Genomic DNA, 25,099 nt, shown 5'->3' on the forward strand with positions numbered 1-25,099 from the left:
GATCAGGACGGCGTCATGGTCGCACAAAGGCGCAACCATGGCCCGCCCGGCAAGGGATGCGGATCAGAGGAAGTCGAACAGCGACAGGCGGTTCACCTGGGTATAGGTCTGCTGCGCGGCCTGCAGGGCCACCTGCTGCTGGTTGAAGCGGCTGATCGCCTCGGCGTAGTCCAGGTCGCGAATCTCGGACACCGCACTGTTCAGGTCCACCAGCCGGTCCTCGTTCAGATCCTTTTGCTGGTCAAAGGTCTTCAGGCGCGACCCCACCTCGGCGCGGATGTCGCTGAAATTCCCCAGCACAGCATCCAGATCGCCAAGTGCGGTATTGCTGGCCGTCGCCAGATTCGCCCGACTGGGGCCATCGGCTCCGCCCTGTTCCAGGGCAGCAATGATGGCATCCAGGGTATCGAAGACACTCTTGTTCTCCGCCGGCCTGGACAGGACCATGTCCTCGTCATCAGGCGTGCCACTCACTGTGACGGAACGCCCTGCAAACTCAATCGCGGCGCCCGGCACGTAATCGCCTGTCACTGCTCCACCGTTAACTTCGAGCGGCTCTGGATTACCATCTTCATCCTCCACCAGCTCGCCATCCTCGTCCGCCTGGTACACGTGATAGCTAAAGCTACCCTCAGGACCTTCCTTAAACTGAATCAGAAAATTGTCATCGGTGTTCAGGGCGGCTTGGTCACTTACCCCAGTCTGCTCCACAACCAGCCGACCGGTGTTTTCGGGATGCGCGGCGGCCCCAACCCGTCCGTCGTTCTCGGGGATGGCCATGAACACTCGTTCGCCGGTGTCACCCACCGCAACCTTCCGGTTCGGGGAGATTGCGACCTCGCGAACGCTGCCCGTTCCCTTGGCCCCATCGTAGATGACTTCCCCGTCGCCATTCTGGCGGAAGGGCTGATCCAGGGACTTCGTGCCGGCGAAGAGATATTCGCCGTTCGGGTCCTTTGTGTTCGCGATATCGAACATCCCTTCGCGCAGCTGGCGCAGCTCGCCGGCGAGATAGCTACGGGTCTCGTTGGTCTGGCTGTCGTTGTTGCCGGCCACCACCAGTTCGCGCGCGCGCTGCAGCAGGTCGGTCCCGCTTTGCAGGGCCGATTCCTCCTGCTGCAGGCGCGGCTGAGTGTTGTCGATATTGCGCTGGTACTGCTTGGTGGCCTGGATGATGCGTTCGAACTGATTGACCTGGGTCGCACCGCTCGGGTCATCGGACGGCGACAGGATGCGCTCGCCCCGCCCCATCTGCAGCGAGGTCCGGTTGAGCTCCGTCTGGCCGCGCTGGATCTGGTCGATACCGGTCTGGAAAATCTGGGTGGTCGAGATGCGCATGTTCGTGTCTCCCGGTGGGCGCTAGCGGCGGACCGCGCCGAGCAGTGAATCGAACAGCGAATTGCTGACCGAGATGACCTGGGCCGCCGCCTGATAGGCCTGCTGGTAGCGGATCAGGTCCGCCGCCTCTTCGTCCAGATTGACGCCGGAGACCGCTTCGCGCTGGGCACGCGCCTGCTCCAGCTGCGCATCGGCCGATTCCTGCGCGACCTGCGCCTGGCGGGTGCGCGTGCCGACGTTGGCCAGCAGGCTGTTGTAGCCATCCCCGAATGTGCGATCGCCACCCACCAGGCGTTCGTCCGGCAGGTCATTCATCGCCAGCATGTTGCGGTTGTCACCCGGATAGCCCTCGTTGCTGCTGACCCCGAACGTGTCTCCGTCCGCCGGCGTGCCACGGATCTCCATCTCCCAGCCGTTGAACGAGATCGTGGTCACCCCATTGTCATCGAGGTCAAACGCTTGGCCATCGATCACGAACGCGCCCTGTTCATCGGAACCGCCATCGGCAACAAAGGAAACCACATCGGGCTCGTCAGCGGACAGATCTCCTAAGTTGATGTCGGAGGCATCGGCTCGGACAGAGGCGATCGTGGCACCCCCTTTGTTGTCCTCGCCGAGGTCAGCACGCACGGCGGCAGCAGCTGCAATCCCGGCGGGATCGGTCATGTCGACGGACAAATCCCTCGCCCCATTACGCGTGGGTTGAATGAGCCACTCGTCCCCATCCACGGCATTCGTAATTTCCCCGATATTCACCTTGAGCCCGTCGAATTCGAGGACGTCGTTGTCGAATGTTTCCGAGGTGCCATCAGACAACCGGGTCAACTCGTATTCGCCCCCGACATTACGCAGACGGTAGTCGGACGTTGTGATGGCGCGGACATCCGTGATCTCCACTTCCGGGACACCACCGGACTCATTTCCCGGGAACCCACGCACGGTCGGCTCACTGATCCCGAAGATATTCGCACCCAGATTGCCCTCCAGGTCCAGCCCGAGGTTGTTCTGCTGGTTGAATTCCTCACCGATACTGATCGCGAGTCGGCCCAGGGTGTTCTGGGCCTCGTCGATGATGCCGGTCCGGGTCTCCAACAACGCACCCAGCTCGCCGCCCTGGATGAAGCGGGAGATGTTGACCGGATCGCCGCTGGTGGCCAGCCCGATGTCCGGCGAACGCGGATCACCGGTCAGCGACTCGGCGACCAGTTCGCGGTTGTTACCGCCCAGTACCAGCGCCTGACCGTTGCCGACGAACACATTGACCGCCCCGTCGTCCTGCTCGGTGATGCGGACGTTCACCTTCTCCGCCAGCTGGTTCAGCACGCGGTCGCGCTGGTCCAGCAGATCGTTCGGGGTGCCTTGGGTGGACTTGGACACGATCTCGCGGTTAAGCCCCGCGACCGCCTCGGTCAGCGAGTTGATCTCGTCGACGTTAGTGCGGATCTGGCCGTTGATGATGTCGCGCTGCTCCTCGATGCGACGGTCGATCGAGCCAAATCGCTCGGCCAACGATTCCGCCTCGGTCAGGAAGACCGTGCGCGCGGCGCTGGAGGTGGGGTCGTTGGCGAGATCCTGGCCGGCGTCGAAGAAGTCCTGCAGCACCGGCGTCAGCCCGGAACTGGAGCTGCCCAGAAGGTCGTCGATGCGCCCGGCCAGCGACGCCTTCAGTTCGGCGTTCGACTGATCGGAGATCGAGTTGCGCAGCTGGGTATTCACGAAGTCGTCGGAGATACGGCGGATCGTGTCCACCTGCACGCCCTGACCCTGGAAGCTGCCCCCCAGGAACTGCGGCGTCAGGTTGGACAGCTCGGTGCGCTGGCGGCTGTAGCCCTCGGTCGCCGAGTTCGCGATGTTGTTGCTGGTCGTGCCAATCGCGCGCTGGAACGCCAGCAGCGCGGAGGTGCCGATGCCGGACGCGCTCATGCCCGTGCCTCCCGCGACAACGCCTGTTCAATCACCGGACTGGGCCATTTCTTCTTCATGCTCTACCCCTTGGTACGGGTAACGGCGGCATCCGCCGCGACTTGAGTCGATCCACTGTCACGATGCGCGGCCATCTGGTCGCGCACCCGCAGGACCTTGTCCGCGTAAGCCGGGTCGGTGGCATAGCCGGCGTCCTGCAGCTCGCGGATGTACTGCGCGTCATCGCCGGCCTGCAGAGCCCGGTGGTAACGCGGATTGTTGCGAATGAAATCGACGTAATCGGAGAACGACTCGGACGGATCGGCATAGGCGCGGAAGCGTGCCTGTTCCCGCTGGGCCACGCCCTCGCGGAACTCCAGCGTGCCCACGGAGACACGATCGCCATCCCAGCGGCTGTCGGCCTTGATCCCGAACAGGTTGAAACTCGGCTGGCCGTCGGCCCGCGACGGCACGTGCTGCCCCCAGCCGGTCTCCAGCGCGCTTTGCGCCAGCAGGATGCCTGGCTCGACGCCCAGCTCCGCCGCGGCATCCCGCGCCAGGGGTTCCAGGGTCTGCACAAAGTCCGCGGCGTCCCGCGGCGGCCAGGCGATGGGGGCCGGTTGCGGCGCCGCCTTGCGAGCCGCCTCCGGCGACCCAGCTTCCGGGCGTTGCGGGCCCACCGGGCGCAACTCGGATTCCGCCTCGCCCTGCAACGCCCGCAGGGTATCCAGCTCCGACCGTCGACGCGGCATTTCCAGAGCCGCCTGGCGCTCCGGATCATTCAGTGTCTCGGGATCGACAGGCTGCTGGGCGGAGAGCTGGCGCATCAGGGCATCACGCAGGCCGATGCCGTCGCCCTGGCTCATGGCCTTGGCGAACTCCTGATCCTGCATCTCCAGGTACATCTCGCTCTGGTCGTTGTCGAACAGGCCGTCGCCCAGAGAGGCCTCACGCATCTGCTTGAGCATCTGGCCGATCAGCATGGCCTCGAACTCGCGAGCCACGGCCTCCAGACCCTTCTGATCGCCCGAACGCGCGCCCCGGGCCAGGTCCTGCAGACCACTGGGGTCCGAGGCCATGGCCGCGCGGGCCTGCATCTGGGTATCGACGCCCGAGCCAATCATCAGATCACCACCAGCTCCGCACGCAGGGCACCGGCCTCGCGCAGGGCCTCCAGGATCGCGACCAGATCGCCCGGGGCCGCGCCCACGTTGTTCACGGCGCGGACAATCTCGTCCAGCGAGGTGCCCGGGTCGAACAGGAACATGGTGTTGTCACCCTCCTCGATCGCGATGTCGGTATCCGGCTGGATGGCGGTCTCGCCCCCGCCAAAGGGCGCAGGTTGGACCACTTGCGGTGCCTCGCTGATGGTGACGGTCAGGCTGCCGTGGGAGACGGCCGCAGGCGTCACCTGCACACTGGAACCGATCACCACGGTCCCGGTACGCGAGTTGACGATCACGCGCGCCGGCGGTGTGCCGCGTTCGATCGGCAGGTTCTCCAGCTCGGCCACGAAACCGACCCGGTGATCCGGGTTCGCCGGCGCCCGCACCCGCACGGACGAGCCGTCCAGGGCATGGGCCACGCCATGGCCGAAGGTATCGTTCACCGTCTGCACCAGGCGATTGGCGGTGGTGAAGTCCGGCCGGTTGAGGTTCAGGGTGACGTGATCGCCCTGGGCAAACGCGGTCGGGACCTCGCGCTCCACGGTTGCGCCGTTGGGGATACGGCCGACGCTGGGCACGTTCACGGTGATGCGCGAGCCATCGGTGCCCTCGGCGCCAAAGCCACCCACGATCAGATTGCCCTGGGCGATACTGTAGGTCTGGCCATCCGCCCCCTTGAGCGGCGTCATCAGCAGCGTGCCACCGCGCAGGCTGGTCGCGTTGCCCATGGACGACACGGTGATATCGATCCGCTGGCCCGCCTTGGCGAACGGTGGCAGTTCAGCCGTGACCATCACCGCGGCCACGTTGCGCAGCTGCGGGTTGCCCGCATCCGGCGTCAGCCCCAGCTGGCCCAGCATATTGTTCAGGCTCTGCACGGTGAACGGGGTCTGGGTGGTCTGGTCCCCCGTACCATCGAGGCCGACCACCAGGCCATAACCGATCAGCTGGTTATCCCGCACGCCGGAGACACTGGCCACATCCTTGACCCGCTCCATGTAGCTGCGCTCCTGCATGGCCACCTGCTGCTGCATCGCGGTTTGCGCCGAGACCGCGGCACTCCCCAGCCCCGCCACCAGCAGCGCCGCCAGGAGCAGCAGTCCCAGCCGGCGCCAGTCGCCGAACGGCGCAGCCGGTAAGCCTGAGGCGCGTTGTGTCGTGCGTATGGGATCCATGTCGTACCTCGCCACGGTCATGCCGGGTCAGAAGGGCCAGATCGGGCTGTTGAAGAAGCGCGTGATCCACCCGGGTGTGTTGCTGTCCGCCAGTACGCCGGAACCGCCGTAGTACACACGGGCGTTGGCCACCTGGGTGGAAAGCACGGTGTTGTTGGTAGTCACATCCACTGGGCGCACGATGCCGCGAAAGCGCACGTACTCCTCGCCCTGGTTGATGCCCAGCCATTTCTCGCCCTGCACGACCAGGTTGCCGTTCGCCAGTACCTCGGCCACGGTCACGGTGATCTCGCCGTCGAGCTGGTTGCTCTGCGAGGAGTCCCCGGACCCATTGAAGTCCCGCGAACTCGAGTTGCTCGCCCCAAACAACGGGCGACCGTTGAACGTGGCATCGCGGCCGAAGGCCGAGAGATTGCCCAGCTCCAGGTTGGAATCCTTGCCGGTGGAAGTCGACGCCGACTTCTGCGCGTTGGTGCTCTCCGCCAGGATGACCGTCAGGATGTCGCCGACATTGCGCGCCTTGTAGTCCTCGAACAGCCCCTGGGAGTGGGCGGCCTGGTAGATGCCGCCATTGTTCTGCGACTGCGGGACCGGCTGCGCCGGCATCACCGGCTGGTACTCCGGGTTGTCGTCCGGCTTGGTCGTCTGAGTGGCGGCGCAGGCGGACAGCAGCAACGCGGCGGTCACGGCCAGGGCCGGGCGGAGAACGGTTCCGAGGCGCGTCATCAGATCACCCGATCGTCTGGTTGACGAACTGCAGCGACTGGTCGGCCGCGGAGATCGCCTTGGAGTTGACCTCGTAGGCGCGCTGGGTCTCGATCATGTTCACCAGCTCCTCGGCAATGTTCACGTTCGAGGTCTCCAGTGAGCCCTGCACCACGGTGCCGGTGCCGTTCAGGCCCGGCAGGGACTGCTGCGCCACGCCCGAGGCCGCAGACTCGCGGAACAGGTTCTCGCCCACCGCCTGCAGACCGGCCGGGTTCACGAAGTCCGCCAGCTGGATATTGCCCAGCTCCACCGGTGCGGCCTGCCCCGGGATCTGCGCGGTCACCGTGCCGTCCTTGCCGATCGAGAGGGACTGGGTGTCCTCAGGCACGAACAGGCCCGGCTGCAGCGGGTAGCCATTGGACATCACCACCTGGCCGTCCGAGTTCAGCTGGAAACTGCCGTCCCGGGTGTAGCCGACATTCCCGTCCGGCAGCAGGATCTGGAAGAACCCGCGCCCCTCGATGGCCATATCCAGCGAGTTGTCCGTCTGCTGCAGGTTGCCCTGCTGGAACATCTTCTCGGTGGAGACGGCGCGCACCCCGGTACCGATCTGCAGGCCCGAGGGCAGCTGCTGATCCTGAGTGGCCTGGGCGCCTGGCTGGCGCACGGTCTGATAGATCAGATCCTCGAACACCGCCCGGTCCTTCTTGAAACCGGTGGTATTCACGTTGGCCAGGTTGTTCGAGACCGTCGACATGCGCGTGTGCTGCGCGTCGAGGCCGGTCTTGGCGATCCACAGTGCCTGGTTCATGGTGTTCTCCTGTTTTCTCTCAAGTGCCGCGCGAGTCCCGGGAAATTACCCGAGGCCCAGCAGGCGGTTGCTGCTTTGTTCCAGCGTGTTGGCGCTATCCATCATCTTCACTTGCATCTCGAAGTGGCGGGACAACTCGATCATCCGGGTCAGCGCCTCCACCGTGTTCACGTTGCTGCCCTCCAGCATCCCGGAGACCACGCGCACCTCGGCATCCGCCGGGGCCTCGCCCCCTTCCGCCAGGCGGAACAGGCCGTCATCCCCGCGCTGGAGCTCGTCGGTGTCCGGGTTGACCAGGCGGATGCGTTCCACCGCCGCCAGGGCCTCCGGGCCCACGCCCAGGGGGCGCACGCTGATGGTCCCGTCAGTGCCGATCTCGATCTGCTCCGCCGGCGGGATGGCAATCGGACCGCCATCCCCCAGTACCTGGTGACCCTGCGCGGTGCGCAGCAGCCCAAAGGCATCCACATGCAGCGAGCCGGCGCGGGTGTAACCTTCCTCCCCGTCCGGGCCCTGCACCGCGATAAAGCCTTCGCCCTCGATGGCGATGTCCATATCGCGCCCGGTGCTCTGCATCTTGCCCTTGCTGAAATCCACCGCATCGTTGCCGATCTGGGTGTAATCACGCGAGGCATGGCCCGGCCCGCGCACCGGCAAGGTGTCCGCCGTAGCCAGGGCCTGGCGAAAGCCGTCGGTGTTGGCGTTGGCCAGGTTGTGGTTGTTGATGGCCTGTGCGTGCATCGTCTCCTTCGCACCGGACATCGCGATGTACAGAAATCGATCCATGCTCAAGCCCTCTTCAGCGTCTCATCCGCGACTTAACGGATGTTGATGATCGTCTGGGTGACCTGATCGGCCGTGGAGATGGTCTGCGCATTCGCCTGGAAGTTGCGCTGCGCGGTGATTAGGTTGACCAGCTCCTGGGCGATATCCACGTTCGAGGCCTCAAGGGCACCCGCCTGTACCGCCCCGAGGTTGCTGGATCCGGGGCGACCCATTCGCACGTCACCCGCCGCGAAGGTCTCGGCCCAGTTGTTATCACCCAGCTGCTCCAGCCCCTGCGGATTGGAGAAGTTCGCGAGCGTCAACTGGCCCAGCGCAGTGGATTGGCCGTTGGTGAAGCGGGCAAACACGACACCGGTGTCGTCGATATCAATGCCGGTCAGCTGTCCGGAGGCAAAGCCGTCCTGGTTCAGATCGTTCACCGAAAAATCTCCCCCGAACTGGGTGGTACCATCGAAGTCGATGTCGAAGACCAGTGGTTCTGCCCCGTCCAAATCACCTTCCGGTCCGCCCGGGACAGTTAGACCCTCAGCCGCGGGGTCAACAACGTCCAACTGACCGCTGGGATCGAATTCCAGCGTCAACGGGCCTTCGGATCCTCCCCCGTAGTCCTCAAGTTCCATTAGGTTTCCGTCGTCCCGTCGTACCGCGACGTGGGCATTCCACTCATTCGGGGCGGTCTTCACGAAATACAGGCTGGCGTCCCGAGCGATGCCCAGGGAGTCGTACATCGTCAGCGACGTTGAGAAGTTGTAGGTCTCGGGCTTTTCCAGGTCGAATTCGTCTTCAATCGTGCCGGCATCCGAGCGCAGGTTGATCAGGGCCTCGAGGTTCGTGGTGGCCTGGGGTGCCGCGGTATCGGTCTGAAGGCGTAGATCGTCAACACGGTTGCTATCAACTCCGTCATAGCCCTGCAGACGCTGCCCCTGGCTGTTCACTAGAAAGCCGTCGCGATCGACCTGGAACTCCCCCGCCCGGCTGTAGACCTTACTGCCCTGGTCGTCCAGGACGAAGAAGCCCTCGCCGTTGATGGCCAGGTCCAGACCGTTCTCGGTGAACTCCGTGCGGCCCTGCGAGAATTGCTGGGTCACCGCCTGCAGGCGCGTGCCGGAGCCGATCGCCGTCTGGCTGATGCCGCCGAAGCTCTGGGCAAACACGTCACCGAATTCCGCCCGCGAGCGCTTGAATCCGGTGGTCCCCGAGTTGGAGACGTTGTTGCCGGTGGTCTGCAGGTCGGCCTGCGCCGCGTTCAGTCCGCTCAATCCAATATTGAAGGGCATGGGGTCTTTCCTCCGTTAGGGTTCTTTTGTCGCGGTTTGGGCGTCAGCCGCCAATCCGTCGTACATCCGAAAAGCTGATCTCGCCCAGGCCTTGCACGGTCAGTGCCAGCCCGGAATCGTTACCCACCGCGACGCTCTCCACGCGGGCATCCAGGAAGGTATCCACGGCCTCGGACTGGGTACCGGAGCGGGCCGTGGCCTTGAACTCGTAGACGCCCGGGGGTGCGAAGGTCCCGTCGTCGCGCATGCCGTTCCAGCTGAACTCCTGCAGGCCGCTGCCGGCGGCGCCCAGGTTCATGCGGCGGATGCGCTCGCCGTTCGGGCTGTAGACGTCGATCTGCAGCTCCTCCGTGGAGCGATCCAGGTCCACCGCACCCTTGATCAGGCCGTCCGGACCCAGCTCGCCGAATTCGACGGGAACCAGCACGTCCTTGCCTACCAGGGATGCCGCCTGCAGCGTCTGGTTCTGCCCCAGCGACTGCGCCAGCTGCTGGAACGACTTGGACAGCTCCTCGATGCCGGTTACGGTCGAGAACTGCGCCATCTGGCCCAGGAAGTCGCCGTTGTCCATCGGCTCCATCGGGTCCTGATTCTCCAGCTGGGTCGTCATCAGCTTGAGGAAGTCGGACTGGCCCAGGCGGTCCATGTCCTTGTCCTGTTTCTGCTCGGGGCGCGAGAGGCCCAGGCGATCCAGCAATTCGGGGGATATCTGTGTCATCGATGGCTCCCTAGCCTTGACCGATCTGCAATGTGCGCTGGAGCAGCTGACGCGAGGTCTCCATCACCTCCACGTTGGCTTCGTAGTTGCGCGAGGCGGACATCATGTTGGCCATCTCCTCCACCACGCTGATGGCCGGACGGAAGATGTAGCCCTCCTCGTTGGCCTGCGGGTGATGGGGTTCGTAATGCGCATGCGGCGCCGCCTGCGACTCGGTCACGCCGGCCACCCGAACGGCCGTCGACGAACCGTTCGGGTTGGCCTGGTCCATCACGCTCTGGAACAGCACCTGCTTGGCGCGATAGGCCTCGTCGGGGTTGGTCGCGGCGGTGTTCGCGTTGGCCAGGTTCGAGGCCACGGTGTTCAGGCGCACCGACTGCGCCGACAGCGCCGAGGCGGAGGTATTGAACAGGCTGAAGAGGTTGCTCACGACATCGATCTCCCGATCAGGTCCGCGTTAAGGAAACACTGATTGATGTACACGCTCGCGCTCGAGTCGCTTTTGCGTGCGAACAAGGCGCGGTGACTGCCGTGCAGTCATTCTGCACAAAGGAACCGCAACGCCGTTCCCGCGCCCGTTTTTGATAACAACGGGCGGCCGACCCCCTACTTTCTATGACTTGCGGGGGTTGGCACCCCAGGTTCCCCGATCCTGCGTTGCGGCACTTGCCGGTAGAACCACTACCGGCTGCGCACCGCGCCTTGGCACGGAAAACCTGGGGTACCAACGCGAGTGTGTACATTAATCAGTGTTTCCTTAACGATCGCCCCGCAGGGCTTCGCGGATGCCGGAGACCCGGCGATTGAGGAATTCCAGGCTGCTCTGATATTGAACGGCGTTCTCGGCAAAGGCGGCCCGCTCCATCTGCGGGTCCACCGTGTTGCCATCCAGCGACGCCTGCGAGGGGACGCGGTAAAGCGCCTCGACCTGCCCGTTCATCGCGCCAGCGTTGGGGTCGAGATGCGCCGCCTGGCTGCGCGCCATGGGCAAGGTATTGCCGCCGCCGGCCGCGGATTCGAGCACCGCACGAAAATCGATATCCCGCGCCTTGTAGTTCGGGGTATCCGCGTTGGCGATGTTGGAGGCCAGCAGCTCCATGCGCTGCGCCCGCACGTTCACCGCCTGCGGAGAAATACCCATCGCCTTGTCGAGAGAGAGACTCATCGCTTCCGTCCTGTCCGCCCGTGGCGGACCCTCGCTTGGAGAACGGGGCGCACCGATTGCGACCCTTCGCAGGGGAACTGAAGCAATCGTTATGCCATTCTCGAGCGACGTGCCGCAGGGGCGCAGGCACAGTGGGCAGCCAGGGGAAGGGATGGAGCGACTCGCCGCCCGCATTGCACGGGCGTTCCCGGGGATCAGCCCCGGGGCTGGATTACGTCAGGACTTCAGACGAAGTACCGAGCCGTACTCGGTTCGTACGGTCTCGAAGGCCTGGGTGTAGGGCCCTGCGGTCTCGGAAGCGCCAAGAAACAGATACCCGCCCGGATTCATCTGCCGGGCGATAGCGTCAAGAACCTGTCGCTTGGTGTCGCCCGAGAAATAGATCAGCACGTTGCGGCAGAACACCAGGTCGAACTTGCCCAGCGCCGCATAGCTGTCGATCAGGTTGAGCTTCTGAAAGCGACAGCGCCGCTGCACATCCGGGATCACCTTGTGGCCATCCGCGACGGTCTCGAAGAAGCGCGCGCGCCGGCTCTCGCTGAGCCCGCGCACGATGCTCAGGCCGTCGTACACGGCCCGTCGCGCATCGTCCAGGATCTTCTCTGACAGGTCCGTGCCCAGAATGGAGACCGGCACCTTCCGAGCCGGCCGCGACTCCTCCCATTCCGAGACCACCATCGAGATCGTATAGGCCTCCTGCCCACTGGAGCATCCCGCGGACCAGACCTTGATGCTGCCTCCCTTCGCCGCCAGTTCCGGCAACAGCACGTGGCGCAGGATCTCGAACGGAAAGCCATCGCGGAACCAGGACGTCTCGTTGGTCGTCATCGCATCGATCACGCGGGTGCGCAGGCGCGGATTCGGGGCCTGCCGCATCGCATGCAGCAGTTCCGGGACGCTCTTGAAGTCGAACTCGTCGAGCAGCCGCGACAGACGACTGGAAACCAGGTACTGGCGGCTGTCACCCAACACCAAGCCGCAGCAGTCCTGCAGGAAGCGGGAGAACTCCTCGTAGTCGCGGGAATCGATCACCGAGTCATCCCTGAGCGCTGTCCATCGTGATTAGGCATCCTGATGACGAATCCTTGACCGGGGCCGCTTGGCCGGAAAACCGGGGTAAGCCCGAAGATCGGATCGAGTATACGGCGTCGCGCGCATGGCACCATACACACCGACTTCCGGCCACCCATCGCCGCTCCGGGCTTGGCGGGCGGCAACGCGGTTCCGCCCGACCGCTCATTCGGCCTGCTGACTCTCGCGCCCGGTCTGATCCAGTACGGCATTGGCCAGCTCATCGGGATTGAACTTGGAGAGAAAGGCATCCGCGCCCGCGCGCTTGACCATGTCGGTATTGAACTCACCGCTCAGCGAGGAGTGCAGCAGCACCTTCAGGTCCTTCAGCGCGGTGTTGTCCCGGATGCGCGCGGTCAGGGTGTAGCCGTCCATGCGTGGCATCTCGATATCCGAGATCACCATCTCGATCTGGTCACCCACCGGCCCTTCCGCGGCCTTCTGTTCAAGGAAATCCAGTGCCTCCTGGCCATCCTTGAAGACGTCGTATTCGAAACCGAGGCCCTTGATCGCGCCCTCGATCTGCTTGCGCGCCACCACCGAGTCATCGACGATCACGACCTTGCGCCCGCTGGCCTCTCTGGCGTTCTCGCGGATGGATGGCGAGACCTCGCTGGGCAGCGGATTGACGATGGAGAGCACCCGTTCGACGTCGATGATCTCGACCAGCTTGTTGTCGATCTCCGTGACGGCCACCAGGAAGGATTCGCGTCCGGTTCCGCGCGGGGGCGACTTCACGTCTTGCCAGTTCACGTTGACGATGCGGTCCACCGCCGACACCCAGAAGCCCTGCACCGAACGATTGAACTCGGTGACCACCACTTTCTGCTCCCCGTTGTCGACCGCCCCGACGGCGCCACGCAGGCCCATCGCTCGCGCCAGGTCAATGATCGGCACGGTACCGCCACGCAGCGACGCCACCCCGCGCACCACGCTCATGGAGCCGGGAATCTGACGCAGCGGTGGCGACGGAATCACCTCGCGGACCTTGAAGACATTGATCCCGAAGGTCTGCGACCCGCCCAGATGGAACAGCAGCAGCTCCATGCGGTTCTGCCCCACCAACTGGGTTCGCTGATTCACATCGTCAATGAATTGACTCATCGTGCCGCTCTCCTTGCCCCGATTGCTCTAGGCACCGGACAGGCCTCAAAGGCCAAGTGTGCACCGCGCAACCCCGGCCTGTCATTTGCATTCGCGCGCATGCGCCTGCTGGCGCCGCCTCATGGTGATAACGGCCGCCCGCGACGGGCCTTGAATGCACGCGTGGCGCCGGATGATCAGTCATTGGCACGACATCTGCATGTTTTTGCGTACTGAAACCGCACGCGATTCGCTCGACAACGACGCAAGATCCGTCAAACCCGAGCCATTCGCGCACAGTCCGACGCCCGCACCGACCTGGCTGCGCAGGACAGGACCAAACAGGACCGCAACATGAACCAGCGCCGACCCATTTCAGAATTTTCTTCCGCTTCCAGGGAGACGCTGATCCGTTCGCTCGTTCGCGTTGGGGCCCTCTTCGTTCCGGAAAAAGGCGGCCGGTCCGGTGCCTCGCCAGCGAGCGCAATCGACTCGAGCGCAAACGTGCGAACCCTTCCGCGTCTCCTTGCCGGAGTCGCCCTCTTGTTCACCCTGGTGCTGCTGTCTACCAGCGTCCGGGCCGAAGTGCACCCGGTTGACGACATCCGCCACGCCGCCGAGCAGTTCCTGATTCAGGAACTGGGCGTTACCGATAGCGAGGAGGATGTTTCCATCGAGATTGGCCAGCTCGACAAGCGTCTGCGCCTCGTCCCCTGCACGGACGGCCTGGAAGCGCGTTTCCCACCCGGCGGGCGGCGTGACGGCAACACCGCTGTCCATATCCAGTGTGCCGGCCCGGTGACCTGGCAGTTATACGTGCCGGCAACCGTCGAACGGTACGCCGAAGTGCTGGTTGCGAACCGCACCCTGCCGCGCCAGCACACCCTCTCGGCGGGCGACCTGCGTTTCCAGCGAATCGAGACCTCGCGCCATGCCGGCAGTTATCATGAGGAAAAGAATGCCCTGATCGGCCAACAGACCCGCCGCAGCATCCGCCCGGGTCAGATCATCGGCACCCAGCACGTGAGCCCGCGCGAGATCATCAGTCGCGGCCAGCGGGTTACCATCCTGGCAGAGAACGGCTCCATCGCCATCCGCATGCAGGGCGAAGCGCTGGAGAACGGGACGCTCGGCGAGCGAATCCGCGTCAAGAACGCATCCTCCGGGCGCGTCGTCGAAGGCGAAATCCAGGCCTCCGGCCACATCCGGGTAGCGCTTTGAGGCCTCGCCACACCAGGCACGCCGATGATTTTCGAAGCGGACTGTGAAGCCCGTTACACTTTTCCGCCCCCGAGGCCTACAGTTTCAGCACCGCTGGCCGTAAACAATTGCAGCACAGTTACAACGACAGGAAGGCATCATGGATATCAAGGGCCTCAACACGAACAGCCTGCGCCCCGACAGCCAGAATCCCGGGGTAAAGGGTCGCGACGAGTCCGGCAACACGGCGAGCCGTGCCCCGGCCTCCGGTAACGCATCGGCGCCAAACAATGATTCGGTCACGCTCACCGGGGCCGCCCAGGCGATGAATGCCGCGGCCGGCGCGGGTGACACCGCACCCTTCGACGCCGCCCGCGTTGCCGAACTGCGCGAGGCGATCTCCAGCGGCAATTATCCGGTGGACAACCAGCAGCTGGCCGATCGCATGATCGACCTCGAAAGCCTGCTGCGCTAACCCGGTCTATCGCCCATGAATGCCGACGCGCACCACAAACTGCAACGCTCGCTCGAGACCTCAATCCGGCTGGCTCATCAGCTGGAAGAGAGCCTGCTACAGGAGACGCGCGCAGTCGAAGCGCGCCAACCCGATACGCTGCAGGACGTGGTGACCGGCAAGCAGACCCTGCTGCATGAGCTGGAAACCGAGACCCGCAACCAGCAAGGCCTGGTCGAGGCCGCCGGCGAGGCCTTCAGCCCCGAGGGCGTCGCGCGCCTGTTCTCGAAGATGGACGATGGCGTAGTACTGAACGACCTGTGGCAAGCCCTGCGCCAGTCCATCGAACGCTGCGACACTCTGAATCAGGGCAATGCGCGCCTGATCGACCGTGACCGCCAGCGCGTGGAACTCTCCATGCAGATCCTCCGCGGCGAGGAAACCGGCCCCGCGGCCACCTACGACCCGTATGGCCGCGCCCGCCCCGGAAGCCGCGGCGGACGCCAGATCACCCAGGCCTGAGAGCCCGGTCCTGGTGGAGGCTGGCTTTTCGCGGCATCCACCAGTACCTTGCGTCCTCACACTTTCCTAACACTTCGGACGCATGGACGACACCGACTATACCGTCGACAAGCCGGACCGGATTGCCGGCATCCTCAAGGACCTCGACCACAAGCTCACCGTCGTGAGCGTTCGCGTGGATACCGACGGCCCCCTGTACACCTCGGCCCTGGTCCGTCTGGACCCAGCCGCCAAGGAACTCTTTCTCGACGAGCTGACCCCGCCTCGGGCGCACCAGCAGGTTCAGGCCGGCATGGACTTGCGCGTATTCGCGGCGCTGCGCGGGGTCGCAGTGCGATTCGGCACGCACGTAACACGCATCGAGCAGGAGCAAAAAGGCGCGCTCTACGTCTGCACCTATCCGGAGACTTTGCACTACCTGCAACGCCGCGAAACGTTCCGCGTGCACATTCCGATGGCACAGCGCCCTCAGATCGAACTCCATGCGAAGGCCTGGAGGGATCCCGTGATCGGCGAGGTTGCCGACCTCTCTGCCCAGGGCATGTGCATCGAGCTGCCCACCACCCTCCTGGATGCGCTTGAGGAGCAGGCGAACCTGGCCTTCGAGAACCTCTTGCTCCCCGATGTCAGGGAACGCCTTTCCGGGAACCTGCGTCTGGCCAACCGTCGCCGCAGCACACGTGATGGCTTCGAGTTTGCGGGCTTCGAGATCGTCGGCATGACCCAGTGGATGGAACGCCAGACCAACATCGCCCTGCTCCATTACCAGCGCGAGGCACGCCGCCGCTCGATGGATTGAGCCTGAGCCCAGGCGACGCCGCAACCTGCAACCCCGAACACAAAAAAGGCCGCTTGAAGCGGCCTTTTTTGATCGTTCCTGTTTGGTCGGGACGGCAGGATTTGAACCTGCGACCCTCTGCACCCCATGCAGATGCGCTACCAGACTGCGCCACGCCCCGAAGCCGCGAACTATATCCGATTCCCCGCCTTCACGAAAGCATCGGCCACCCCATTGCTGCGAGATCCGTGCGGACCATTCGTGCCACGTACACCGAGAATGGCGCATTGATGCGACTCGCTGCGCTCGTCGCATCCTACAGAGCGGAAATTTCGAACTGGAGTTGGGTTCAGAAGGACACCGCAGGATGCGACGAGCGCAGCGAATCGCATCAATACGACGTCTGGGCGTCCCCTAGGGAGCCTCAGGCGCGCAGAACGCGCAGAACCGACTCGAGCTCGGAGATGGTGTCCTGGATGATCTGCTGGGCCTGCTGACGATCACCCTTGGCCTCATCGCCGGAGAGCTTCTGACGGGCACCATTGATGGTGTAGCCCTCTTCGTACAGCAATGCGCGAATCTGACGGATCAGGATCACGTCCTGACGCTGGTAGTAGCGGCGGTTGCCGCGCCGCTTGACCGGCTCCAGCATCGGGAATTCCTGCTCCCAGTACCGCAGCACATGCGGCTTGACCTGGCACAGCTCCGCGACTTCGCCGATGGTGAAGTAGCGCTTGCCCGGGATGGCGGGCAGTTCCTGGTGGTTACTCGCCTCCAGCATAGCTCTCTACCCGCTCGCGCAGTTTCTGTCCCGGCCGGAAGGTCACCACACGACGCGCGGAGACCGGAATCTCTTCGCCCGTCTTCGGATTGCGCCCTGGCCGCTGGTTCTTGTCGCGCAGGATGAAATTCCCGAACCCGGAAAGCTTCACGCCCTCGCCGGTCTCCAGCGACTGCCGCATCTCCTCGAAGAACATCTCGACGAATTCCTTGGCCTCGCGCTTGTTGAGACCCAGTTCCTCGTTTAGCGCGGCGGCGAGATCCGCCTTGGTTACAGCTGCCATCGGCTATTGTCTCAAGGTTGCGTTGAACCGGGCCTGGAGATGCTGCACCACCGCGTCGGTGACGCCAGCCACGTCCTGTTCGCCTAGGGTGCGATCAAAAGCCCGTAAAATCAAGCCCAAAGCCAGGCTTTTTTCGTCCGGATTCAAGCCTTTGCCCTGGTACACATCGAACAGGCGAACATCCTGAAGGATCTCCAGGCCAAGCCCGTCGATGGCCGCCAGCACATCGCCCGCCGCCACCGACTCGGCCACCACCAGCGCCAGATCCCGACGGATGGACGGGTACGGCGACAACGGCGAGAACTGCGCCACCGGGGCTTGCACCACGGCAGTCGCGTCCAGATCGAACAGGTAGACCGGCTCCACGTCGAAGCGCTCGCACAACGCCGGGTGCAGGCGCCCGACCCAGCCGATCGGCTGCCCGTCGACCAGTACCCGTGCGGATTGCCCGTCATGCAGCGCCGGATGACGGTCTGCGCGAAAGCCGAGCGCGCCGGCGACGCGTTCGCACAGGCCTTCCACGGTGCCCTTGGCGTCGAAGAAATCGACCTTCTTCGCCTCGCCTTCCCAGGCCTCCGGAGCCACCCTCCCACCGAGCAGGCCGGCCAGTCGCGGCTCCTGCCGCAGACCGGACGCATCCGGAACAAAGCGCAGGCCATGCTCGAACAGGCGCAGGTCCGATTGCTGGCGCGCCTGGTTGTAGGCGGCGGTGGTCACCAACCCAGGCCACAGTCCCGGGCGCATCACCGCCAGATCGGACGAAATGGGGTTCGCCAACGCCAGGGGTTCGACGTCCGGGTAGAACGCACTGGCGGCCTCGCGAGCGATAAAGCTGAAGCTGATCACCTCATGGAAGCCCTGGCGGGCAAGCCCGTTGCGCAGTGACCGCAGACCCGACTCCGGTGTCACCGGCGCAACCGGCTTCGGGAGTGTCTGCGGCAGGGCGTCATAGCCGTGCACCCGGGCCAGCTCTTCGATCAGATCCTCCTCGCGTTCGAGGTCGAATCGGGCCCGCGGCGCGCGTACCGACCAGCCGCTCTCGCTTGTCTCCATCCGGCAGTCCAGTGCCTCCAGGATCCGCTCGACCTCGGAAGCCTCTAGGGTCACCCCAAGCAGGCGCTGGACACGATCCGGGCGCAGGACGATCGCCTGTTCCGCATGGGAGGCCGGCGTCTCACCCACTTGCTCGACCGGGCCGCACTGTCCGCCGCAGAGCTCCAGCAGCAGCTGGGTCGCGCGTTCCATCGCCTGCGGGACCAGGGTCGGGTCGACACCCCGCTCGAAACGGTGGGAGGCATCGGTATGCAGCCCGTGGGCCCGCGCCCGACCGGCCAGGGCGCGCGGTGCGAAATGCGCACATTCGAGGATCACGCGGGTGGTGCTGGCATCGACCGCGCTGGCGGCGCCGCCCATCACTCCGGCCAGCGCCAGGGGGACGTCATCACCCGCAATGACCAGATCCTGCGGCGACAATTTCACCGTCTGGTCGCCTCCGAGCAGCGTCAGGGTTTCCCCCTGTTTGCCCTGGCGCACCTGGATCGGGGCGCCCGTGCGATCGGCATCAAAGGCATGCAGTGGCTGGCCCAGTTCCAGCATCACGTAATTGGTCACATCCACGATCGCGCTCAGCGGGCGCACCCCGGCACGGCGCAGGCGTTCGGTCATCCACAGCGGCGTCGCGGCCTTGGCGTCCAGGCCCTCCAGCACCCGGGCGGCATACAAGGGGCAGGCCTCCGGATTCTCGATGACGACGCTCACCCGGGCATCGTTGGCGACGTCCACGCCCGGCATCGCCGGGGCATGCAGCGGCCGGTCCAGCAATGCCGAGCACTCCCGCGCAATCCCGCGCATGCCCAGGCAATCGGCCCGGTTCGGCGTCAGGTCCACTTCCAGGATGGTGTCGTCCAGCCCCAGCGCCTCACGCAGGTCCTGGCCGGCCTCCAGCGTCGCCGGCAGGGACATCAGGCCTTCGGCATCATCTGCCAGGCCAAGCTCGCGAGCGGAGCAGAGCATGCCCTCGGAAGCCACGCCGCGCAGCTTGGAGCGCTTGATACGGAAATCGCCGGGCAATACCGCACCGACCACCGCCACCGGCGCCCGCATCCCTTCATGCACGTTGGGCGCGCCACAGACGATGGTCAGCGGCTCCGCCTCGCCCGCTTCGACCCGGCACACGCGCAGGCGATCCGCGTCCGGGTGCGGATCGACTGCCACCACATGGCCCACCCGCACCCCACTGAACGCGGGCGCCGCCGCTTCCATCGCATCCAGTTCCAGACCCGCCATGGTCAGGCGATGGCCCAGTTGTTCCGGGGTCTCGTCGATCTGCAGCCATTCCTGCAGCCACTGCACACTGATACGCATTAGCCTGTCTGCCCGAATTGCCCGATGAAGCGGATATCGTTGTCGAAGAACAGCCGGAGGTCATTCACACCATGGCGCAGCATCGCCATGCGTTCGACGCCCAGGCCAAAGGCAAAGCCGGTGTACTGCTCGGCGTCGATCCCCACGTGACCCAGCACGTTGGGGTGCACCATCCCGCAACCCATCACCTCCAGCCAGCCGGTGTGGCTGCAAACGCGGCAGCCGTGACCGCCGCAGTGCACGCACTGGATGTCGACCTCGGCCGACGGCTCGGTGAACGGGAAGTACGACGGCCGAAAGCGCGTGGCCAGATCGTCCCGATCAAAGAAGGCCTGAAGAAATGCACTCAACACGCCGCGCAGATCCGCGAACGTGATGTCCGTATCCACGCAAAGCCCTTCCACCTGGTGGAACATCGGGCTATGCGTCAGATCCGAATCGCAGCGATACACGCGCCCTGGCGCGATCACGCGAAGCGGCGGGCGCTCCTGTTCCATGGTGCGGATCTGCACCGGCGAGGTATGCGTGCGCAGCACGCGGTGGGCATCAAAGTAGAAGGTGTCGTGCATCGCCCGCGCCGGGTGATGCTCGGGGATGTTCAGGGCCTCGAAGTTGTGGAAGTCATCTTCCACCTCGGGGCCCTCGGCCACGCGGAAGCCCAATCCGGCAAAGAAGGTCTCGATGCGTTCCAGGGTTTGTGTAATGGGGTGCAGCGCGCCATCGGCCTGACGCCGCCCCGGCAGGGTCACGTCGACCTGTTCGCCCGCCAGCTGTTCCGCCAGCGCGCTCTGCGCCAGGGCCTCCTTGCGCGACTCAATCAGGCCGGCGACCTCGGTCTTGGCCTCGTTCACTTTCTGCCCCGCCGCCGGCCGCTCCTCCGCCGGTAGCTTGCCCAGCTCCTTGAGCTGTGCCGTGAGTGCGCCCTTTTTGCCGAGATAGTGCACCCGGACCTCGTCCAGCGCCTTCAGGTCCGTGGCCCCTTCGACGCGCTCGCGCGCCTCGGCGACCAGCTGTTGCAGTTGTTCCACGACTTCCCCCGACTGGTACGGGCCTCCCCGGCCCCCTATTCGCCTGCAAGGCAGCGGCCCCCGAGTGCGGGCCGCTGCCTTGCAGGCGCCTCGTTTCCTGTTCCCGAAACAAAAAAGGGAGGGCATCGACCCTCCCTTCTCGGGACCCGCCGGCACACCGCCGGCGGGCAGTCCTTCAGGCCCTGCGCCTCAGGCCGGCAGTGCAGCCTTGGCCTTCTCCGCGATCTTGCCGAACGCGGTCAGGTCGTGCACGGCCAGATCGGCCAGGGTCTTGCGGTCGATATCGATCTCGGCCTTGTTCAAACCGTTCATCAAACGGCTGTAGGACAGATCGAACTGACGGGCCGCCGCATTGATGCGGACGATCCACAGCGACCGGAACTGACGCTTCTTCTGGCGACGGTCACGGTAGGCATACTGACCGGCCTTGATGACGGCCTGGTTGGCAACGCGGAAGACGTTCTTCCGGGCGCCGTAGTAGCCCTTGGCTTGCTTCAGGACTTTCTTGTGACGGGCGTGAGCGGTTACACCGCGCTTGACTCGTGGCATGTCTCGATTCCTCGGTCAGTTCAACGGTACGGCAGCAGCTTGCGCACGGCCGGGGCATCCGACTCGTGCACCATCGCCGGACTGCGCAGGTGACGCTTACGCTTGGTAGGCTTCTTGGTCAGGATGTGGCTGCGGTGCGACTGGAACCGCTTGAACTTCCCCGACCCGGTACGGGTGAAGCGCTTGGCCGCACCCCGATTGGTCTTGATCTTCGGCATTACTCTCTCCGGCATTTTGGGCCGTACCCACTGCGGGCCGACCGTTTATGAAAAAGCGATGCGGGTATGCGGAAACCCGATCGCCCTTGTCGTCTGACGGACTTACTTCTTCTTGCCCGTCAGCACCATGATCATCTGGCGCCCTTCCATCTTCGGCCGCTGTTCCACGACCGCGATATCAGCCATGTCTTTCTCGACCTTGTCGAGCAGCTCGCCACCCAGTTCCTGGTGGCGCATCTCGCGCCCGCGGAAGCGGATGGTCACCTTGCCCTTGTCACCGGCCTCGATGAAGCGGCGCAGGTTGCGAAGCTTGACGTTGTAGTCGCCCTCGTCCGTACCCGGACGAAACTTCACTTCCTTGATCTGGATCTGCTTCTGCTTCTTCTTGGCTTCCTGCGCCTTCTTCGCCTGCTCGAACTTGAACTTCCCGTAATCCATGATCCGGGCCACGGGCGGCTCGGCATTCGGCGAGATCTCGACCAGGTCCAGACCACCTTCCTGGGCCATTTCCAGGGCCTCTGCAGTGCTGCAGACACCGCGATTCTCGCCTTCGGCGTCGATCAGTCGGATCTGCGGACTCGTGATCTGATCGTTCAGGCGGACCGTTTTCGCTGCGCTAATAGCCTTCTCTCCAGTTCAGGGTTCAGTGTTGGCGACTGCCGACCTCCTCCCGGAGGCGTTCGCCGAAGTCCTCGAGGCGCATCACGCCGAGGTCTTCCCCACTCCGCGTACGCACCGCCACCTGCCCATTTTCCATCTCCTTGTCTCCAAGGACCAGCAGGTACGGCACGCGCTTGAGCGTGTGCTCGCGAATCTTAAAGCCGATCTTCTCGTTTCTCAAGTCGGCCTCGACCCGGAACCCCATCGCGCGCAGTGTCTTCGTGACCTCGCGGGCGTATTCATCCTGCCTTTCGGTAATGGTCAGCACCTCGGCCTGCACCGGGGCCAGCCACGCCGGGAAGTGTCCGGCATAGTGTTCGATCAGCACGCCGAAGAAGCGTTCCACCGAGCCTAGCAGCGCGCGGTGGATCATGATCGGACGGCGTCGCTCGTTGTCCTCGGCGACGTATTCCATGTCGAAACGCTCGGGCAGATTGAAGTCCAGCTGTACCGTGGAGCACTGCCATTCGCGGCCGATCGCATCGTGGATCTTGATATCGATCTTCGGACCGTAGAAGGCACCGCCGCCCTCGTCCACCGAGTAGTCCAGGCCCTTCTTCTCGATCGCCGAGCGCAGCGAAGCGGTCGCGTGTTCCCAGATTTCATCCGAGCCGACCGCATCCTCGGGCTTGGTCGACAGGTTCACGTCGAACCTCTCGAAGCCGAAGGTCTGCAGAACCTCGAGGGTCAGATCGATCACGCCCATGACCTCGGCCTCGATCTGGTCCTCGCGGCAGAAGATGTGGGCATCGTCCTGGGTAAACCCGCGCACCCGCATCAGTCCGTGCAGCGCACCGGACATCTCCCGGCGGTACACCGTGCCCATCTCCGCCCAGCGCAGCGGCAGGTCGCGGTAGGAATGCAGCCGGTCCTTGTACATCAGCACGTGGAACGGGCAGTTCATCGGCTTGAGCTGGAAGGACTGGTGTTCGTCCTCCATCGGCTCGTACATGGACTCGGCGTAGAAATCCGCGTGGCCGGAGGTCTTCCACAGCTCCAGGTTCGCGATATGCGGCGAGACCACGAAGTCGTAGCCGGCCTTCTCGTGCATGTCGTACCAGTACTTCTCGATCTCGCGGCGAATGCGCGCGCCCTTCGGGTGCCAGAACACCAGGCCACCACCGGCCTCGTCCTGGATCGAGAACAGATCCAGCTCCTGGCCGATCTTGCGATGATCGCGGCGCTCGGCCTCCTTCAGCCGATCCAGATGCTCCTTCAGCTGGTCCTTGTTCGGCCAGGCGGTACCGTAGATACGCGTCAGCATCTCGTTGTCGGAGTCGCCGCGCCAGTAGGCACCGGCCACCTTGGTCAGCTTGAAGGCCTTCAGCTTGCCGGTGGACGGGATATGCGGGCCCCGGCAGAGATCGACAAAGTCGCCCTGCTTGTACAGCGAGATGTTCTCGCCCTGCGGGATGCTCGCGATGATCTCGGCCTTGTACTTCTCGCCCATGTTGCGGAAGTACTCCACCGCCTCGTCGCGGTCCATCAGCGAGCGCTCCACCGGCAGGTCCTGCTTGGCCAGCTCCTTCATGCGCTTCTCGATCTTCTCCAGATCCTCCGGCGTAAAGCCGCGGTCATAGGCGAAGTCGTAGTAGAAGCCGTTCTCGATGGTCGGGCCGATGGTCACCTGCGCGTCGGGAAACAGCTGCTTGACCGCCTGCGCCATCAGGTGCGCGGTCGAATGCCGGATGATCTCCACCCCTTCCGGGTCGCGGTCGGTCACGATCGCCAGCGCGGCGTCTGTGTCGATCTCGTGGCGGGCATCGACCAGTTCGCCATCGACCTTGCCGGCCAGGGTGGCCTTGGCCAGGCCGGGACCGATGTCCTTCGCCACGTCCAGCACGGTGACCGGGTGATCGAACTCGCGGCGGCTGCCGTCGGGGAGGGTTATTGCGGGCATTGCGAGGCTCCTTCGCCGACCCATACGCGGGGTCGAACGTCGCGTATCAGAAATTTGGAGTTGCCGGAAACGACAACGGCGCGAAGCATACCATGTGCCCCGCGCCATCGGCAGATCTCCCGGGCTGTGGCCGGGATTACCGTGCGGTTGTTACATGTTTCCTTCGATGAACAGGTAGGTCCGGTTCACGTTCGGGCGGTGCCAGTCATCGTAGTGGCGCAGGTGCTTGAACTGTTCCAGATCCGCCAGGCGGTCGACCACCTCGTTAAGCGATTCCCAGTCCTCGATGCCTGCCGTCACCTCGCGCACCAGGAGTTCCAGGTAATCACCCGTATCCTGGCGTGCCTCGGCCATGTCGGTCGCGCGGCCGTGCCCCGGCACGACGATCTCCGGATCGATGGATTCCAGGTGCCGGAAGGCCTCGAGCTTCTCCACCGGGTTGCTGAAGGGATGGATGCCCAGCATGCGCTCGGTGTAGACGATGTCACCGGTAAAGACGACGTCCTCACCCGGAAGGTGAACCATGATGTCGCCCGGGAAGTGGGCATCCCCGGCATAGATCAGCTCGAAGTCCACACCGCCGACGGTCAGGGTGTATTCATCGGCATCGATGGGGTTCGGTGCCGGAACCGGCTGGGTGCCCTCCATCGCCTCTTCGCCCACGGAATTGGCCAGCGAGGCGATCTGCCCCTCCCCGCGATCGGCCTGGGTGCTCGCGGTCCGCTGCAGCGCAACCAGCTCCGCCCCCTGCTCGTGGAAGTAGCCGTTGCCCAGCCAGCGGTGGTCCTGGCTGCCCACCGAAATCACGTGCGTGATCGGCTTGTCGGTGACCCCGGCAATCGCCTTCTCCATGCGCTGGGCGACCTGGTAGCTCGGCCCCGAATCGATCAGCACCACGCCTTCGTCGGTCACCACGAAGCCGGTGTTGTTGGTGAAACCGAGATTGGTCGGCGTGCGGTTCTCGAGCGAGCCGTAAAAGTAATGAACCCGGTCGGTCAGCTGAATCGGCTCCAGCACCTTCTCGATCGGACGATCCAGCGACGCTTCCTCCGCCTGCACGGCGGCCATGCCGAAGCCCATCAGGCCCAGCGCGAGGAAGGCCACCTGACCCTGGCGCAACAAAACATTCAATGTCATGGAAAACTCCTTGTGTCGTTCGCGC

Annotated in this window: 26 protein-coding genes and 1 tRNA gene; 4 read left to right on the forward strand and 23 right to left on the reverse strand. The window is 64.5% G+C overall.

Annotated elements, in window-relative coordinates; all coding sequences use genetic code 11:
* Nucleotides 1-63: 63 nt before the first annotated feature.
* From flgL to F622_RS0109185, 13 genes are all read right to left on the reverse strand, one after another.
* Entirely contained in the window at nt 64-1,338 is a 1,275-nt protein-coding gene (gene flgL, locus F622_RS0109125) for a flagellar hook-associated protein FlgL (protein WP_019571780.1), read from the reverse strand.
* A 21-nt stretch (nt 1,339-1,359) separates the two neighbouring features.
* A complete protein-coding gene (flgK, locus tag F622_RS0109130; RefSeq protein ID WP_019571781.1) occupies nt 1,360-3,261 on the reverse strand; it encodes a flagellar hook-associated protein FlgK in 1,902 nt (633 codons plus the stop codon).
* 62 nt (nt 3,262-3,323) lie between these two features.
* On the reverse strand, nt 3,324-4,364 hold the full coding sequence (gene flgJ, locus F622_RS0109135; protein WP_019571782.1) for a flagellar assembly peptidoglycan hydrolase FlgJ: 1,041 nt from the start codon (nt 4,362-4,364) through the stop codon (nt 3,324-3,326).
* The gene (locus tag F622_RS0109140; RefSeq protein WP_018952000.1) at nt 4,364-5,581 is read right to left on the reverse strand and encodes a flagellar basal body P-ring protein FlgI; all 1,218 of its coding nucleotides are present in this window, start codon (nt 5,579-5,581) and stop codon (nt 4,364-4,366) included. Before F622_RS0109140 ends, flgJ begins: the two co-directional genes overlap by 1 nt.
* 27 nt (nt 5,582-5,608) lie before the next feature.
* Nucleotides 5,609-6,307 carry a flagellar basal body L-ring protein FlgH gene (gene flgH / locus F622_RS0109145; RefSeq protein WP_018938520.1) on the reverse strand — a complete coding sequence of 233 codons (699 nt, stop codon included), beginning with the start codon at nt 6,305-6,307 and terminating at the stop codon, nt 5,609-5,611.
* Between the two features lie 4 nt (nt 6,308-6,311).
* Entirely contained in the window at nt 6,312-7,100 is a 789-nt protein-coding gene (gene flgG, locus F622_RS0109150; RefSeq protein ID WP_018145468.1) for a flagellar basal-body rod protein FlgG, read from the reverse strand.
* Nucleotides 7,101-7,145: 45 nt separating this feature from the next.
* The gene (flgF, locus tag F622_RS0109155) at nt 7,146-7,886 is read right to left on the reverse strand and encodes a flagellar basal-body rod protein FlgF (protein WP_018145467.1); all 741 of its coding nucleotides are present in this window, start codon (nt 7,884-7,886) and stop codon (nt 7,146-7,148) included.
* Nucleotides 7,887-7,918: 32 nt separating this feature from the next.
* On the reverse strand, nt 7,919-9,163 hold the full coding sequence (flgE, locus tag F622_RS0109160) for a flagellar hook protein FlgE (RefSeq protein ID WP_019571783.1): 1,245 nt from the start codon (nt 9,161-9,163) through the stop codon (nt 7,919-7,921).
* Nucleotides 9,164-9,206: 43 nt separating this feature from the next.
* Entirely contained in the window at nt 9,207-9,881 is a 675-nt protein-coding gene (locus tag F622_RS0109165; protein WP_018650013.1) for a flagellar hook assembly protein FlgD, read from the reverse strand.
* 10 nt (nt 9,882-9,891) lie between these two features.
* On the reverse strand, nt 9,892-10,311 hold the full coding sequence (flgC, locus tag F622_RS0109170) for a flagellar basal body rod protein FlgC (protein WP_018145464.1): 420 nt from the start codon (nt 10,309-10,311) through the stop codon (nt 9,892-9,894).
* A 327-nt stretch (nt 10,312-10,638) separates the two neighbouring features.
* Nucleotides 10,639-11,046 (reverse strand): flagellar basal body rod protein FlgB, encoded by a 408-nt coding sequence (gene flgB, locus F622_RS0109175; RefSeq protein WP_018169963.1) that lies wholly within the window; start codon nt 11,044-11,046, stop codon nt 10,639-10,641.
* Between the two features lie 216 nt (nt 11,047-11,262).
* A complete protein-coding gene (locus F622_RS0109180; protein WP_018145462.1) occupies nt 11,263-12,078 on the reverse strand; it encodes a protein-glutamate O-methyltransferase CheR in 816 nt (271 codons plus the stop codon).
* A gap of 204 nt (nt 12,079-12,282) precedes the next feature.
* On the reverse strand, nt 12,283-13,221 hold the full coding sequence (locus tag F622_RS0109185) for a chemotaxis protein CheV (protein ID WP_018169964.1): 939 nt from the start codon (nt 13,219-13,221) through the stop codon (nt 12,283-12,285).
* Nucleotides 13,222-13,743: 522 nt separating this feature from the next.
* Here F622_RS0109185 and flgA point away from each other — a divergent pair.
* The 4 genes from flgA (at nt 13,744) to F622_RS0109205 (ending at nt 16,175) form a co-directional block, all read left to right on the forward strand.
* Nucleotides 13,744-14,421 (forward strand): flagellar basal body P-ring formation chaperone FlgA, encoded by a 678-nt coding sequence (gene flgA / locus F622_RS0109190; protein ID WP_018169965.1) that lies wholly within the window; start codon nt 13,744-13,746, stop codon nt 14,419-14,421.
* 139 nt (nt 14,422-14,560) lie between these two features.
* Complete coding sequence (flgM, locus tag F622_RS0109195) at nt 14,561-14,875, forward strand: flagellar biosynthesis anti-sigma factor FlgM (protein ID WP_018176643.1); 315 nt, start codon at nt 14,561-14,563, stop codon at nt 14,873-14,875.
* A 15-nt stretch (nt 14,876-14,890) separates the two neighbouring features.
* The gene (locus F622_RS0109200; protein WP_018169967.1) at nt 14,891-15,376 is read left to right on the forward strand and encodes a flagella synthesis protein FlgN; all 486 of its coding nucleotides are present in this window, start codon (nt 14,891-14,893) and stop codon (nt 15,374-15,376) included.
* Nucleotides 15,377-15,458: 82 nt separating this feature from the next.
* Nucleotides 15,459-16,175: a flagellar brake protein gene (locus F622_RS0109205; RefSeq protein WP_019571784.1), complete on the forward strand. Its 717-nt coding sequence runs from the start codon at nt 15,459-15,461 to the stop codon at nt 16,173-16,175.
* A gap of 83 nt (nt 16,176-16,258) precedes the next feature.
* Here the strand turns inward: F622_RS0109205 and F622_RS0109210 are convergent.
* From F622_RS0109210 to F622_RS0109255, 10 genes are all read right to left on the reverse strand, one after another.
* Nucleotides 16,259-16,335 (reverse strand) — tRNA-Pro (locus F622_RS0109210).
* A gap of 243 nt (nt 16,336-16,578) precedes the next feature.
* Nucleotides 16,579-16,935: a MerR family transcriptional regulator gene (locus tag F622_RS0109215; RefSeq protein WP_018140933.1), complete on the reverse strand. Its 357-nt coding sequence runs from the start codon at nt 16,933-16,935 to the stop codon at nt 16,579-16,581.
* The gene (locus F622_RS0109220; RefSeq protein ID WP_018140932.1) at nt 16,919-17,218 is read right to left on the reverse strand and encodes an integration host factor subunit alpha; all 300 of its coding nucleotides are present in this window, start codon (nt 17,216-17,218) and stop codon (nt 16,919-16,921) included. Before F622_RS0109220 ends, F622_RS0109215 begins: the two co-directional genes overlap by 17 nt.
* Before the next feature lie 3 nt (nt 17,219-17,221).
* Complete coding sequence (gene pheT, locus F622_RS0109225) at nt 17,222-19,582, reverse strand: phenylalanine--tRNA ligase subunit beta (protein WP_019571785.1); 2,361 nt, start codon at nt 19,580-19,582, stop codon at nt 17,222-17,224.
* The gene (gene pheS / locus F622_RS0109230; protein WP_018169970.1) at nt 19,582-20,610 is read right to left on the reverse strand and encodes a phenylalanine--tRNA ligase subunit alpha; all 1,029 of its coding nucleotides are present in this window, start codon (nt 20,608-20,610) and stop codon (nt 19,582-19,584) included. The genes pheT and pheS overlap by 1 nt, the downstream gene beginning before the upstream one ends.
* 189 nt (nt 20,611-20,799) lie before the next feature.
* Nucleotides 20,800-21,159 (reverse strand): 50S ribosomal protein L20, encoded by a 360-nt coding sequence (rplT, locus tag F622_RS0109235; protein WP_018145454.1) that lies wholly within the window; start codon nt 21,157-21,159, stop codon nt 20,800-20,802.
* Nucleotides 21,160-21,179: 20 nt separating this feature from the next.
* On the reverse strand, nt 21,180-21,377 hold the full coding sequence (gene rpmI, locus F622_RS0109240; RefSeq protein ID WP_017942014.1) for a 50S ribosomal protein L35: 198 nt from the start codon (nt 21,375-21,377) through the stop codon (nt 21,180-21,182).
* A 102-nt stretch (nt 21,378-21,479) separates the two neighbouring features.
* Nucleotides 21,480-21,998 (reverse strand): translation initiation factor IF-3, encoded by a 519-nt coding sequence (gene infC, locus F622_RS0109245; protein ID WP_081620152.1) that lies wholly within the window; start codon nt 21,996-21,998, stop codon nt 21,480-21,482.
* 22 nt (nt 21,999-22,020) lie between these two features.
* The gene (gene thrS / locus F622_RS0109250) at nt 22,021-23,937 is read right to left on the reverse strand and encodes a threonine--tRNA ligase (RefSeq protein WP_019571786.1); all 1,917 of its coding nucleotides are present in this window, start codon (nt 23,935-23,937) and stop codon (nt 22,021-22,023) included.
* Between the two features lie 150 nt (nt 23,938-24,087).
* On the reverse strand, nt 24,088-25,074 hold the full coding sequence (locus F622_RS0109255; RefSeq protein WP_019571787.1) for an MBL fold metallo-hydrolase: 987 nt from the start codon (nt 25,072-25,074) through the stop codon (nt 24,088-24,090).
* Nucleotides 25,075-25,099 lie beyond the last annotated feature (25 nt).

The sequence above is a fragment of the Thioalkalivibrio sp. ALMg3 genome, assembly GCF_000381225.1.
In the GTDB taxonomy this organism is placed as follows: Bacteria; Pseudomonadota; Gammaproteobacteria; order Ectothiorhodospirales; family Ectothiorhodospiraceae; genus Thioalkalivibrio; species Thioalkalivibrio versutus.